This window comes from Acinetobacter sp. IRS14, assembly GCF_034650275.1.
In the GTDB taxonomy this organism is placed as follows: Bacteria; Pseudomonadota; Gammaproteobacteria; order Pseudomonadales; family Moraxellaceae; genus Acinetobacter; species Acinetobacter oleivorans.
This window is the reverse complement of the sequence record NZ_JAOVFN010000003.1, coordinates 242,749-255,773: the sequence shown is the minus strand read 5'-3', so window position 1 is coordinate 255,773 and position 13,025 is coordinate 242,749. Positions and strand designations below refer to the sequence as shown.

Below are 13,025 nucleotides of genomic sequence, written 5' to 3'. Positions count from 1 at the left end.
AAAAAAGGTGCAATTAAGCACCTTTTTAACACTTAGGCTAAATTTTTATTTTTAGCCAGAATAATAAGCGTTTCGTTTTAAAGAGAACTTTTCTAACTGCTTTAAAAATCCTTCAAAATAACTTTTCTCTTTTTCTTCAGTTCGATAACCCGCATATAAAGTTCGTCTTAAACCTGTAGGAGAAACACAATCTAAACGGCGGCTTGTGACCCAGCCCTTTTGTTCATATTCATTTACCACCCAATCAGGTAAAGCAGCAATACCTCGTCCGCTTGCAACAAGCTGAATAAGCATTTGAGTTAAATCAGTTGTTCGTATTTGCTTAGGCTGAATATTCGCAGGAATGAAAAGTTTAGACATGATATCTAAACGGTGCTTATCAACAGGATAAGTAATTAAAACTTCTTCGGCCAACTCTTGAACTGTAATATTTTCAGCTCGTACCAAAGGATGCGTATTTGATAAGACTAAACGTGATTCGTATTCAAAAATCGGAAAATACTCAATTCCTTTTAACGCAATTGGGTCAGCTGTAATCAGTAAATCAAATTCTGCATTTTGTAAGAGTTCATGCGGATTGGCTTCAAAACCTGAAGCGAAGTCTAAATCTACATCTGGGTATTGCTGACGATACTGATTTAATAAAGGCATTAACCAGTCAAAACAACTATGGCATTCCGATGAAAAAATAATTCTGCCGGTCTGCCCATGCACAATACGCGTGATATCACTGTGGGTGATCTGAATTTGTGGCAAAACATCATCGGCTAACTTTAATAAGCGCTGTCCAACATTAGAAAAACTAACAGGTCTGCTTCGACGATTAACAACCTCTACCCCATACCAATGATCTAATTCTTTTAATTGATGGGAAATAGCAGATGGCGTTAAACAAAGGTCATTTGCTGCCGAAACTAATGAACCATGCTCGCGTAAAGCAACGAGAGTTTTAAGGTGGCGTATTTCTAACATGGGCACAAGCCTACAAAAAGAGATTTATCTATAAATGGGTAAAGCTCATGTTTGCTTTTCCATAAAACTTTCGACAAATCTTCATTAATGAATTTTATTCACTTTAACACAAAATTAGTTAGTTTGTCTCAACATGAATTTTATTTCACTATTTTTACATGGGATGAATTTAGGTATCTTCAAAAATAAAGGAAAATTAAAACGATTTTATAAAAATTTTTAAAGGGGTTAAAAAGCATAAGATAAAAATAGACCTTTATTAGGTCTATTTTTATAAAAAACTAAAAACTATTGTGCTAATACATTTAAGCTAATAATCGTATAACTCTGGTTTTTAGGTTTTACTTTCAAGTTTAGGGGAGCTGTTACTTCTACTAAGTACTCTCCAGCTTTTGGAAAGCTAAGCTCAACCTGACCATTCTTTTCAGCCTTAAAATGCTGCACTTGTTTGTCAGTTGCACCTTTTTCTCTTACATTAACTTCAGCATAAGCTAAAGGCTGGCCCTTTTCAGTTATAGCTAATTTAACTGGTTGAGCAGCTTTAATCTGGTTTGGATGCACAGAAAAACTAACTTTAATCGGTGTATTAGGAAGCTGAATATCTGAAATTTTTCCCTTAGAAAGATAACTTTGTAACGTCCATTCTCGTGTTACTTGCTCTGTTTTAATTGTTTTTGTTTTAAGGTCAGCCGGAATCAAATATTCGCGTTCGGCTTTCGGTGGAGCTTTATCAGCTGGCATTTCAAAAAATAGATGCCATTCTTTTTGGTCAAATACATATTTTAAAGGGTAACTCGTCTGATTTTGAACAATGTATGTACCTTCTTCAGGTAGATCTATATCAAAAACAGTTACAGACTTATGCACAGCTTCTGAGTTGACAGTTTTAAGCTCATTTTTAGGTGTAATTACAGTAAGCTTGGCATCCTTTAAAGCATATTCACTATTTAATGCTTCTTCAGCATAACCAGCAATTACAGGTACTTGAGTCTGTTGAGTTTTATAAGCTACAGGTGCTATATAAGGTTCATGAGCAAAGCCTGTTGTACATATCAATGCAAGTGACGTCATTAGAAATCTATTCATTATTACAAAATCCTGTTGTATGCAAAGTTAAAAATTAGACAAAATATAAGCGAATACAGTATACACAAATAAAAATAATTCTTATTATCATTAATAAATTTAATTTTACATAAAAAAAGACCCGAAGGCCTTTTCTTATTTAATTTGATTTTATTGCTGTTTCATCTTTGGAAATGTCTGCTCGAAATCAATTAGCTTATAGCTTTTCACTAAATCATCTGGTCCGTAAGATACTTCGTATGAAGTTTCTTTACCATTAAAATATGCTTCTGTCGGAGTCCCAAATACTTCCCAAAGGCCGATTGAAGCCACATCTGCCACACCATGACCAAAAGCTCTGCCGACTTTCACCCACTTTGAATAACCTTGCTGAAAAGTATAGATCTCAACGCGTGTTCCATCACGGTATTCTGAAAGTACAGGCGCACCAAACTCAGCAATCACATAATTACGAGAACTGCCTGGATTTAGAACATTTAAATTTTTTTTACTTGGTTGATTACCCGCCATAAATACTGCGCAACCAGACATAGATAACATAGCCATACCCATAAGGCAGGTAATAAATAATTTTCTCACGTTTTAGCATCTCTTTTTTTAGATATTTATACAACTTGTTGTAATGCTTAAAGTATTACGCGCTAATCATATATAATTTTTAAAAGTTTTTCGATGAATTATTCCATATAAAAATTTAAATTCACTTCATTTGAATATGTAATCATTTTCTCAATATTTCAGTTTTTTATTATTTTGTTCTCTTTTCCCTTATACTTCCCTTTTTTGAGTTTCCCCTTAACTTATTATGGCGTCCCCGCAATCTCCCCTTTCTACACATCAACACTATTCTCTCTTTTTAGCAATTTTCTCTCTCGCTGTAGGTGGTTTTTGTATTGGAACTACCGAATTCGTCGCAATGGGACTGATTCAGGAAATTGCAAATAATTTAAATATTACAGTACCTGAAGCTGGCCATTTTATTAGTGCCTATGCATTGGGTGTAGTTATTGGCGCTCCTATCATTGCTATTCTCGGAGCCAAAGTACCTAGAAAAACTTTATTACTAGGCTTGATGCTTTTTTATGGTATTGCTAATGCGTGTACTGCTTTAGCTCATACACCTGAAACTGTCTTAATCTCACGTTTCATTGCAGGTTTACCACACGGAGCATATTTTGGAGTGGGTGCCTTAGTTGCAGCAGAACTCGCGGGTCCATCCAGAAGAGCTTCTGCGGTTGCCCAAATGATGATGGGTCTTACAGTGGCAACTGTAATTGGTGTTCCTCTCGCAACGTGGTTAGGTCAAAATTTTGGCTGGAGAGCTGGTTTTGAGTTTTCAGCAACCATTGCATTCGTCACTTTAATTGCTGTTGGTTTCTTTGTACCCAATATTCCAGTCCAAGCTACTGCCAGTATAAAAACAGAATTAGCTGGTCTTAAAAATATTAATATGTGGTTAACACTAGCGGTAGGAGCTATCGGTTTTGGAGGCATGTTTTCTGTTTATAGTTATGTCTCACCAATTTTGACTGAATATACAAAAGTTAATATCCAAATTGTCCCTATCGCTTTAGCTATCTGGGGTATCGGTATGGTTATTGGTGGCTTAGCAGCGGGATGGCTTGCAGATAAAAACCTAAACAAAACGATTGTAGGTGTATTAATTAGTTCAGCTATCGCTTTTGTTGTTGCCAGTTTCTTAATGAGTAATATCTATAGTGCTATTGCTTCATTATTTTTAATTGGTCTCACTGTAATGGGATTAGGTGGAGCTTTGCAAACCCGTCTAATGGATGTTGCAGGCGATGCCCAAACATTAGCAGCATCACTTAACCACTCTGCCTTTAATATGGCCAATGCATTAGGTGCATTTTTAGGTGGATGGGTACTCAGCCACCAAATGGGTTGGATCGCGCCAATCTGGGTAGGTTTTGTTTTGAGTCTCGGTGGTCTTATCATTTTACTTATTGCATTTGCTGTTGAAAAAGCCAGTAAGTAAATTTAATCAAAGAAGACGCTAACTTATTATTTCTAATCATTTAGCTTTCCACCACAGTGTGGGCAATAACATTTTTTCTCTCTAACAGATTCTTCTTGTTCTAATACTTTTTCTCGCATAATTTGAACAATCAGGTTATGCGCCTGCTCTTTGGGTAGACCAACTTTTTGACGGATTCGTTCTATTTCAACTTCATCATGTAAAATATCAATACCTCGTACTTGAAGTAATTCACGAAATTCTTGCTCTAGACGTTGATTACGCTGGTTAAGTTCATTTGCAAGCCCCGATGCCAAAATACCAGCTGGTAAAGCCGCAATACCCACACCCAAAATTGTAATAAGTGCCCCCAGTAACTTTCCTAAACTGGTCACTGGTGTTACATCGCCATAACCCACTGTGGTTAAAGTCACTACAGCCCACCACATAGATTTAGGTATTGAACTAAAAGCTTCTGGCTGAGCCTTGTTTTCAACCACATAAATTCCAGAAGCAGTCATAATAATCATAATGATTAAAATAAAAATAACTGCCTGAAAAGAACCTTTCTCCCGTTTGATCACGCATAACAGTATCTGTAGTGAGATAAAATACCGTGTTAATTTTAATAAACGAAGCAAACGTAAGATTCTGAGCATACGAAGATCAATTCGTACAAAGAAATTGAGATAGGCAGGTAAAATTGCCATCAAATCAATAATTGCTTCTCCGCTTTTCATCCAGTTCAAGCGGATTTTCCACGCAGATTGTGTCGTATCTCGATCTGCAACACTCCACAATCTTAATAAATATTCAATACTAAAAATTGCAATTGAAGCAACCTCAAAATAGTCAAACCAAACACGATAACTTGTGTATAAATCATTTACTGTTTCTAATAAAACGGCAGCGACGTTGCCAACAATTAAAACAACTAAAAAATAATTAATACATCTACTTACCGTAGTTTCATAGTCATGATTATGAAGATTATTATAGAAAAACTTACGCAATCCCTTCAACGCTGAATTTTGCATATTGATCTGACCACTTGATATTGAAGATATAGTAAGCTCTCACTGCCTATTCACCAATACGGTCTTTAATAAATTTTCCTTAACACGCTTCGGTAATTAAAATTTTATATTTTTCTACTTCAGCTCGCCGCTACACATCGGAATTCATTTTCTCTCCACCACATCACATCATAGATTCCCGGATGTGATTTTAAGATAATATTTATATAATTTTGCAGCACCATAATATGATGGGTAATATCAATTTTTCGAAATAAAAACTTTCTTAAAATAGGTGTATTGGGTGAAATAAAAATTGCGAATCCGTTTCTATATTCTTCATAGACACTTATTCCAAGATACATCGTTATTTCAGGCAATGGAATTTCAATTTGCCATCCCCAATTTTCACTATACAGCTCAACATTTAAATGATATCTATTTCTCAATATACTAAAAATATATTGCGCGATGTCTTCAGTTTTTTGAACTAAAACTCCTCCTTCGTTGGAGTGGATTTTTTGTTCATATAGTTGATAATCATCAAATTTAAATTCAACTATTGTCTTTAGCATTCTCAAATTCCCTATATAAAATACCCATATTTTTTTTAATTATTTTTAAGTTCGTTTAATTATTTTAAAACAAAAAACCAGTTAATTACTACTACTATATTCAATTTTATATATATTAAATTTTAAAATGATATATTTAACGTTTTTAAATAAACTCATGACTCATTTCACGCTTTCAATAAAATTAACAACTCAGAAAGACCAATTTTTGCCCAATATTATATCTAAGTTATTTTATTTAATAATTTTTTATACCTGTTATACCTTAATTTAGATATATAATTTATTTTTTGATCTTTAATATTTTCTAAAAATTAGTATTAAAATATATTAATTTAATTAGATATCTTTATAGCTTTTTCTAAAATTAACCATACTAAGTACTATTTATTAGACTGATATCTATACAAAGAATTTATCATTCTGACATCCATTTCAGAACTAAAAGTTCAGAAAAACTTAATAATTTAGGTTTAAATTAAGAAATATTTAACTTAAAAGAATGACGTTTTCATAGAAATGAAAGTTAGTACTTATCGCTTGTGATTTTTTGAATTCTTGAATCATTTAATCGATAATAGAACTTTAATACTTATGTCTTTAGCGATTTACTCATAAAGAACTTTAATTTTTAATCATACGAAAACAAGGGGAAATTACATGGGATTTAAAGCCCTCCCTACACTTATTTCTTTATTTATTACATTGTTAATCTGGTTCGTTATTCCTGTACCAAATGGTGTTGATCCTGATGCTTGGCATTTGTTAGCGATGTTTGTAGGTGTAATTGCCGCAATCATCGGTAAAGCGATGCCAATTGGTGCCATTGCCATTATTGCAATAACTTTAGTCGCTATTACTGGCGTGACTAACACGAGCCCAAGCGGTGCAATTCAAGATGCCCTTAGTAGCTTTGCTAACCCACTCATCTGGTTGATTGGTATTTCAATCATGGTCTCTAAAGGTTTGCAAAAAACTGGCTTGGGTGCAAGGTTAGGTTATTTATTTATCGCAGTTTGGGGCAAGAAAACCATTGGGATTGGCTATAGCATGGTACTTTCAGAACTCATTCTCGCCCCTGTAACGCCAAGTAATACGGCTCGTGGTGGCGGAATAATTCATCCGATTGTACTGGCAATTTCTACTAGTTATGATTCTGATCCTGCTAAAGGTACCGAAGGTCGGATGGGAAAATATCTGTCATTGGTTAACTACCAAGCCAACCCGATTACCTCTGCGATGTTTATTACGGCCACTGCCCCTAACCCATTAGTCGTTGATTTAGTAGCAAAAGCGACCAATAGTGAAATTTCATTAAGTTGGAGCACTTGGGCATTGGCAATGTTACTGCCTGGTTTGATTGCTTTAATTATTATGCCTTTGATTATGTATTTGATGTATCCACCCAAAGTCAAAGAAACGCCTAATGCGGCTCAGTTTGCTAAAAGTAAATTAAAAGAAATGGGCCCAGTCAGTAAAAATGAAATCATCATGCTTGGTGTATTCGGTATTTTATTGATGCTATGGGCAGGTATTCCCGCCATGATTTTTGGCTCTGCTTGGGCTGTTGACCCAACGACGACTGCCTTTATTGGTTTAGGATTATTGTTACTTACAGGTGTTTTAACTTGGGATGATATTCTTACGCAAAAGAACGCATGGGATACGATTACTTGGTTCGCTGCATTAGTCATGATGGCAACTTATTTAAATAAGCTTGGTTTAATCACGTGGTTCTCGAGTGTTTTAGAAACTAGTATTGGTCATTTAGGTCTAAGCTGGATGCCTGCTTGTCTATTATTAATGCTTGCTTATCTGTATGCACATTATATGTTTGCTAGCACCACGGCGCATATTACCGCTATGTTTGCAGCCTTTTATACGGCAGGACTTGCACTTGGTGCACCGCCAATGCTCTTTGCTTTAATGATGGCAGCAGCTTCTAGCATTATGATGACCTTAACCCATTATGCGACTGGCACTTCCCCTGTTGTGTTTGGTTCAGGCTACACCACACTTGGTGAATGGTGGAAAGCTGGCTTTGTCATGAGCGTGGTTAATATCATTATTTTTGTAGTGATTGGCGGGCTTTGGTGGAAAGTGTTGGGTTATTGGTAGAATTGTTTTAGTTTTTAAAAAAGCCCCCTTATGATGGGGCTTTTTCATATATTTATTTTAAGAAGTACTAAATTATATCTGCTGAATTAATCGGGCTTGATATCATAAACCCAATTTCGTGCTTGTTGGTCTGTTGTAGTTTCGCAGACGTAGTAATCTTGATCCCACGAGTCTGGGTGGAAAATTTCCTTTTTGTGATAGGTTACGTGTTTATTATTTTCAACACAGATAAAACTATCACCTTGATCTTTAACAGCCGAGCCGTTAAGGAATCCACCAATACATAAGAAACGTGATTGTTTAGCCATTTAGTTGAATCAACTTTTTAAGTCGCTAATTTTCAATAATTAAATGATGGATTGATTGAATTGTAAAGACAAAATTACTGGACTATAACCATTAAAATTATTAGATATGCATAGTACAGGAATCACTACAATTTTTTGATTTAAAGCTTGGTATCAAATTTTAGATTAACTAGAAATTATTTCAAAAAATAAGGGCTGATTAATCAGCCCTTATTTTTAGCTTTTTGCTCAAGCAAATCATAGATTTGCTCTTGCGCTAGGGAAAAGCCTTTCGGCTTTTCTTGATCCTAACTCATTAAGTCAATTGAGCAGCTTGGATTTTCTTAGTATCAACTTGATCAGCTTCTTTAGTATATTCGCTCATCTTGTCGAAGTTTAAGTATTTGTAGATGTCAGCAGAAGCGCTGTCGATTTGCGACGCGTACTGTTGATATTCTTCTGGGCTTGGTAATTTACCAAGAACCGCAGCTACAGATGCAAGCTCAGCAGAAGCTAAGTAAACGTTTGCACCTTGACCTAAACGGTTCGGGAAGTTACGAGTAGAAGTCGATACACATGTTGTGTTCGGCGCTACACGTGCTTGGTTACCCATACATAATGAACAGCCTGGCATCTCTGTACGCGCACCAGCACGACCATAGATGTTATACAAGCCTTCTTCCATTAATTGGTGCTCGTCCATACGAGTTGGTGGAGCCAACCATAAACGAGTAGACAATGAACCACCAGGTACTTTATCAAGTAACTGACCAGCTGCACGGAAGTGACCGATGTTCGTCATACAAGAACCGATGAATACTTCATCAATTTTGTCGCCTTGAACGTCAGAAAGAAGTTTCGCGTCGTCTGGATCGTTCGGGCAGCAAAGAATTGGTTCTTTGATGTCAGCAAGATCGATTTCGTAAACTTTTAAGTATTCTGCATCAGCATCAGCTTTTAACAAGCTTGGGTTGTCTAACCACTTCTGCATGTTTTCAGCACGGCGCGCCATTGTACGAGCATCGCCGTAACCTTCTGCGATCATCCACTTCAACATGGTGATGTTAGAACGTAAGTATTCAGCAACTTTCTCTTCAGAAAGTGTGATTGAACAGCCTGCTGCAGAACGTTCAGCAGAAGCATCAGAAAGTTCGAATGCTTGTTCAACAGTCAAGTCATTTTCCATTTCTGACAAATCGATCTCAAGGATACGACCAGAGAAGATGTTTTTCTTACCTTTCTTCTCTACAGTTAAGTCACCCGCTTGAATTGCGTAGTAAGGAATTGCATGTACAAGGTCACGTAAAGTGATACCAGGTTGCATTTTACCTTTGAACTTAACAAGTACAGACTCTGGCATGTCAAGTGGCATCACACCAGTTGCAGCTGCGAACGCAACAAGACCAGAACCCGCTGGGAATGAAATACCGATTGGGAAACGTGTATGTGAGTCACCACCAGTACCTACTGTATCTGGAAGTAACATACGGTTTAACCAAGAGTGGATAATACCGTCACCTGGACGTAAAGATACACCACCACGGTTCATGATGAAGTCAGGTAATGTATGGTGAGTTGTTACGTCAACTGGTTTTGGATACGCAGCAGTGTGACAGAAAGACTGCATTACCAAGTCAGCAGAGAAGCCCAAGCAAGCTAAGTCTTTTAACTCGTCACGAGTCATAGGACCAGTTGTATCTTGAGAACCAACTGTAGTCATCTTAGGTTCACAGTAAGTACCTGGACGGATACCTTGACCTTCAGCTAAACCACATGCACGACCAACCATTTTCTGAGCTTGCGTGAAGCCTTTGCCAGTGTCAGCAGGTTGTACAGGTGTACGGAACAATGTAGAAGGTGCAAGACCTAATTCTTCACGTGCTTTAGTAGTTAAACCACGACCAATGATCAAGTTAATACGACCACCAGCACGTACTTCGTCTAAAAGTACTGGAGTTTTAAGTTCTGCTTCTGAAATTTGTACGCCATCTTTAAAAGCAGTAACTTTTGCAGCAGCGTGGTCAATTTTCAATACAACTTCGTCGCCCATGTTCATGTTAGCAACGTCGATTTCTACAGGTAATGCACCTGCGTCTTCCATTGTATTAAAGAAAATTGGAGCGATTTTAGAACCTAAGCACACACCACCATCTTTTTTGTTTGGAATGTGTGGAAGTTCGTCACCGAAGAACCAAAGTACAGAGTTAGTTGCAGATTTACGAGAAGAACCTGTACCAACAACGTCACCAACATAAGCAACTTGGTTGCCTTTCGCGATGAGTTCTTTGATTTGGCTTAATGGACCAACTTCACCTGGTTTTTCAGGGTTGATACCATCACGCTCGTTTTTCAACATTGCATTTGCATGTAATGGGATATCTGGACGGCTCCAAGCATCTTGAGCTGGAGACAAGTCATCAGTATTTGTTTCACCAGTTACTTTGAACACAGTGATTTTGATTTCTTCTGGAACATCAGGACGGCTAGTGAACCATTCTGCTTCTGCCCAAGATTGTAAAACAGCTTTAGCCGCAGCGTTACCAGCTTTTGCTTTATCTGCTACGTCATGGAATGCATCAAATACAAGAAGTGTTTTCTTTAATGCTTCAGCAGCTAGGTTTGCAAGTTCAGCATCGTCAAGAAGCTCAACAAGTGGTGCTACGTTATAACCACCAAGCATTGTGCCAAGTAAGTAAACTGCACGTTCTTTAGAAACGAGTGGTGAAGTTGCTTCGCCTTTTGCAATCGCTGCCAAGAACGCTGCCTTTACGTAAGCTGCTTGGTCAACACCTGCAGGAACACGGTTTTCAAGCAAATCAACCAAGAACGCTTCTTCGCCTGCTGGTGGATTTTTTAATAGTTCAACAAGCTGAGCTGTTTGAGCATCATCAAGTGGCTTCGGTGGGACTCCGAGTGCGGCACGTTCTTCAACGTGTTGGCGGTAAGCTTCTAGCACGGTGTTCATTCCTCTTTTTTTGAAAAATTACTTGCAAATTCCAGCTTTCTTAAAAAGCTTCACAAGTAATATGGACTACAAAAGTTTACTAGAGTTCAAGGTAAAAGTTAATGAAAACGGGGTATTTCTCCGTGATGCCCATTATTTTGTATCTAAATACCTGTGTATAAATAACAAACAAATTAGCCAAATTTGGATTGTTTTTGAGCAAAAACACCCCTCAAGAGAGGAAATTCAATAACCTTACACAATTAGAACGATTTATATTTTGGCATTTTGTCATGAGGCGTTATCAAACATTCATCCATCGCTTGCTTTCTAACTTTTTCTTGGAGTGCTTGAGAATCTTGAGTTAATTCTTCTTTTGGAATTGCATAGACTTTGTCAATAATATTAAGAATGAATTTTTTGGTAATGTCATCTTCAATTTTATTTGCATGCTCAACAGCCTGAGTTTTTTCAATTGCTTGCTGACGATCAAAAACAATGCTTCTAGCCGCATTTCCTACGCTAGTACAAAAGCCATGCCATTGCTCTTCAGGTGTTAATGGCTTTTTTTCTGAACAACCAACAAAAAATAAACTCACTGCAATCAATAAAATCTTTTTCATCATTTCACTACACTAATTATTGCTGCCCATATCATACGGAAAATCATCATTTTTGCAAAAACAGTCAAAAAAAATGAGATGATTCCCCCTCGGCCTTTTTTATATCAAGCATTAGAAATGCGAGTTTGAGTTAATTAAAAAATTTGATATCCGTCGGTGTTGATATTTTTGCTGCATCACCAACGGGTTTTAAGGTGCCTTTATTGACATCAAAACGGAACAAGCTAATGTTATTACTATAAACATTGGTTACATACAGATATTTACCCGACGCATCGAATGAGAAAGCACGTGGTTCAATACCATTAGCTTTATAAACTACTGGTTTAGCTAGCAATCCATTCTGCTGAATTTTAAATACCAAAAGTTTGTTGTCTGCACCACGATTGGCAGCAATCACATATTTGCCATTTGGACTGAGGATAATTCCACTCGCGCTCTTAAATTCAGGTGTTTTGTCTTCGTGAATTAGTTTTAATTCAGCCACTTTTTTCAAATGACCATCTTGCACATTAAATGTCACAATTTCGCTTCGCATTTCTGCGGTAACGTACGCATGTTTGCCATTTGGTGAAAAGACCATATGACGCGGGCCAGAACCATGCGTAAAAGTCACATCTCGGCTATTGTCTGCTTGGAGTGGTTGAGGCTTATTCGGGTTATAGTGAAAAGTATAGACTTTGTCATTTCCAAGATCGCTTGCATATAGATACTTACCATCTGGACTAAATGTGGTCGAATGCGCATGACCACTGTCCTGACGACCTTTGACGTGACCAGAACCTTCGCTAAAAACAATATTTTGTACTTTTTCACCTAAATGACCGTTTGGCAAAATTGGAAAAACAGCTACCCCACCACGACCCTTATCAAATGCGGAATAGTTCGACACAAATAGGAATTTGCCATCTAAACTGATTGATGCGTGTGTTGGATGTCCACCATGGCTATCCACTGTGTTCAACACATCCACCTTTCCATTTTGAATGGATAACGCAGTCACCGCTCCTTCATTTTCTTCATTAGTGGTATAGGCAAAGCGGCCATCTTTCGATTTCACAATCCAAGAAGGACTTTTCATTTTCAAGACATTAATAGGAGTTAAGGTTCCATCGCTATTCACTTTAAGCTGGTACAAACCTTCACTGGCTTGTTTTGGTTTTTGCGCAAGTGGTGCATTAGGAATCGATGTCCATGTTCCCACTAAAGCAATTTGTTGTTGTGCAGCATTTACGGTAGAGCCCCATCCAAATGACAAAAGCGTCAATGACAATGTTGCTGTTAGTTTTTGAATTAGCCCACGATATTTAATATTTGTATCGTTTTCCTTGTCATATTTAATTTCAACAGAAGTATCTATTTTCACTGGTATATCCTTGGAAAAAACCACCTTATTTGCACTTATCAACAAGGTATTATCAATTTA

General features: G+C 37.1%; 11 protein-coding genes. 2 read left to right on the top strand and 9 right to left on the bottom strand.

All coding sequences use genetic code 11. The features are described from left to right. Positions 1–51 precede the first annotated feature (51 nt). The 3 genes from ODQ17_RS04830 to ODQ17_RS04820 all read right to left on the bottom strand — a co-directional run bounded on the left by ODQ17_RS04830 (position 52) and on the right by ODQ17_RS04820 (position 2,637). A complete protein-coding gene (locus ODQ17_RS04830) occupies positions 52–972 on the bottom strand; it encodes a LysR family transcriptional regulator (protein WP_002122195.1) in 921 nt (306 codons plus the stop codon). 288 nt (positions 973–1,260) lie between these two features. Then, positions 1,261–2,058: a DUF4198 domain-containing protein gene (locus ODQ17_RS04825; protein ID WP_322902071.1), complete on the bottom strand. Its 798-nt coding sequence runs from the start codon at positions 2,056–2,058 to the stop codon at positions 1,261–1,263. 150 nt (positions 2,059–2,208) lie between these two features. Further along, positions 2,209–2,637 carry a hypothetical protein gene (locus tag ODQ17_RS04820; protein ID WP_017398490.1) on the bottom strand — a complete coding sequence of 143 codons (429 nt, stop codon included), beginning with the start codon at positions 2,635–2,637 and terminating at the stop codon, positions 2,209–2,211. 226 nt (positions 2,638–2,863) lie between these two features. Here ODQ17_RS04820 and ODQ17_RS04815 point away from each other — a divergent pair, with 226 nt between their 5' ends. Then, positions 2,864–4,057: an MFS transporter gene (locus ODQ17_RS04815; protein WP_252059222.1), complete on the top strand. Its 1,194-nt coding sequence runs from the start codon at positions 2,864–2,866 to the stop codon at positions 4,055–4,057. 32 nt (positions 4,058–4,089) lie between these two features. Here the strand turns inward: ODQ17_RS04815 and ODQ17_RS04810 are convergent, their stop codons facing one another. Next, entirely contained in the window at positions 4,090–5,073 is a 984-nt protein-coding gene (locus ODQ17_RS04810) for an ion transporter (protein ID WP_322902069.1), read from the bottom strand. Between the two features lie 119 nt (positions 5,074–5,192). After that, the gene (locus ODQ17_RS04805) at positions 5,193–5,627 is read right to left on the bottom strand and encodes a hypothetical protein (protein ID WP_322902067.1); all 435 of its coding nucleotides are present in this window, start codon (positions 5,625–5,627) and stop codon (positions 5,193–5,195) included. A 660-nt stretch (positions 5,628–6,287) separates the two neighbouring features. Here ODQ17_RS04805 and ODQ17_RS04800 point away from each other — a divergent pair. Continuing rightward, positions 6,288–7,745, top strand: coding sequence for a DASS family sodium-coupled anion symporter (locus ODQ17_RS04800; protein ID WP_322902065.1), 1,458 nt, complete (start codon positions 6,288–6,290; stop codon positions 7,743–7,745). An 86-nt stretch (positions 7,746–7,831) separates the two neighbouring features. Here ODQ17_RS04800 and ODQ17_RS04795 read toward each other — a convergent pair whose 3' ends face one another. From ODQ17_RS04795 to ODQ17_RS04780, 4 genes are all read right to left on the bottom strand, one after another. Further along, the gene (locus ODQ17_RS04795; protein WP_132069246.1) at positions 7,832–8,053 is read right to left on the bottom strand and encodes a hypothetical protein; all 222 of its coding nucleotides are present in this window, start codon (positions 8,051–8,053) and stop codon (positions 7,832–7,834) included. A gap of 295 nt (positions 8,054–8,348) precedes the next feature. Next, entirely contained in the window at positions 8,349–10,988 is a 2,640-nt protein-coding gene (locus ODQ17_RS04790; RefSeq protein ID WP_004791533.1) for a bifunctional aconitate hydratase 2/2-methylisocitrate dehydratase, read from the bottom strand. Positions 10,989–11,239: 251 nt separating this feature from the next. Then, positions 11,240–11,602, bottom strand: coding sequence for a hypothetical protein (locus ODQ17_RS04785; RefSeq protein WP_004791531.1), 363 nt, complete (start codon positions 11,600–11,602; stop codon positions 11,240–11,242). A 127-nt stretch (positions 11,603–11,729) separates the two neighbouring features. Then, positions 11,730–12,965 carry a lactonase family protein gene (locus ODQ17_RS04780; protein ID WP_322902061.1) on the bottom strand — a complete coding sequence of 412 codons (1,236 nt, stop codon included), beginning with the start codon at positions 12,963–12,965 and terminating at the stop codon, positions 11,730–11,732. Positions 12,966–13,025 lie beyond the last annotated feature (60 nt).

Excerpts from the sequence above, each read along its gene's own strand:
- ODQ17_RS04830 (WP_002122195.1), bottom strand. The coding sequence starts at position 972 with ATGTTAGAAATACGCCACCTTAAAACTCTCGTTGCTTTACGCGAGCAT.
- ODQ17_RS04825 (WP_322902071.1), bottom strand. The coding sequence starts at position 2,058 with ATGAATAGATTTCTAATGACGTCACTTGCATTGATATGTACAACAGGC.
- ODQ17_RS04815 (WP_252059222.1), top strand. The coding sequence starts at position 2,864 with ATGGCGTCCCCGCAATCTCCCCTTTCTACACATCAACACTATTCTCTC.
- ODQ17_RS04810 (WP_322902069.1), bottom strand. The coding sequence starts at position 5,073 with ATGCAAAATTCAGCGTTGAAGGGATTGCGTAAGTTTTTCTATAATAAT.
- ODQ17_RS04805 (WP_322902067.1), bottom strand. The coding sequence starts at position 5,627 with ATGCTAAAGACAATAGTTGAATTTAAATTTGATGATTATCAACTATAT.
- ODQ17_RS04800 (WP_322902065.1), top strand. The coding sequence starts at position 6,288 with ATGGGATTTAAAGCCCTCCCTACACTTATTTCTTTATTTATTACATTG.
- ODQ17_RS04795 (WP_132069246.1), bottom strand. The coding sequence starts at position 8,053 with ATGGCTAAACAATCACGTTTCTTATGTATTGGTGGATTCCTTAACGGC.
- ODQ17_RS04785 (WP_004791531.1), bottom strand. The coding sequence starts at position 11,602 with ATGATGAAAAAGATTTTATTGATTGCAGTGAGTTTATTTTTTGTTGGT.